We start from the raw sequence: 659 nt of genomic DNA, 5'->3' as shown, positions 1-659 counted from the left end.
ACGAAATCGCGGCTGCCCCGCCGGCGTAAGGCCTGATCGAGCCGTCGCTTGAGATGGGCATGGGGACCTTCGATCGATCCGTTTTCGTGCGCCTCGCCGCGGTTGTTGCGGGTAGCAAGCATGCCGTAATGACGACACAGCTCGTCATAGCTTCGGGTGAAATCCCGCTGCGCATCGGCGTTGAGGTTTTTGTAGGCGGCTGACAGGGAATCGCTGCGGTGTTCGGCCGGCGCACCGCCCAGCTTCCACAACGCATCCTGCAGGTGCTCCGAAAGGGCGGCAAAGCTCTCCCCGCCCAGCACGACAGCCGCATGCTCCCAGCCACTCGCCGCCAAGCGGAAGTGGTAGAGGCGATAGGCCAGGGTCTCGCCGGCAACAGTGACCTTGAGACTGTCGCATACCGTGAAATCCGACAGGCCCTGCCGACCGGGCGCATGATGCTGCGGGAAGAAGATCTCCTTCTCGCCGCCGTGCAGTGCCCGCCAGCGGGCGATCCGGCGTTCCAGTGTTCGTCGTATCGCATCGGGAACAGCATCCTCGCCGAACTCGTCCTGGAGCGTCTCGAAGACCGTGACGGCAATGATACCGTCGATCTGGAGCAACTCCTCTATACGTGGCCAGAATGGCTCGAGCGGATCGGCGCGGGTGCGCCAGTGGCG

The 659-nt window shown here is 63.9% G+C and carries 1 protein-coding gene; it reads right to left on the bottom strand.

What is annotated here, in order from left to right; all coding sequences use genetic code 11:
• Positions 1-659: IS21 family transposase (locus tag PY310_RS21500; RefSeq protein WP_472925640.1), on the bottom strand; the 659-nt coding region annotated here is incomplete at both ends.

The sequence above is a fragment of the Pseudarthrobacter naphthalenicus genome (assembly GCF_029076445.1).
In the GTDB taxonomy this organism is placed as follows: domain Bacteria; phylum Actinomycetota; class Actinomycetes; order Actinomycetales; family Micrococcaceae; genus Arthrobacter; species Arthrobacter naphthalenicus.
This window is presented reverse-complemented; position numbering and strand designations above follow the sequence as displayed.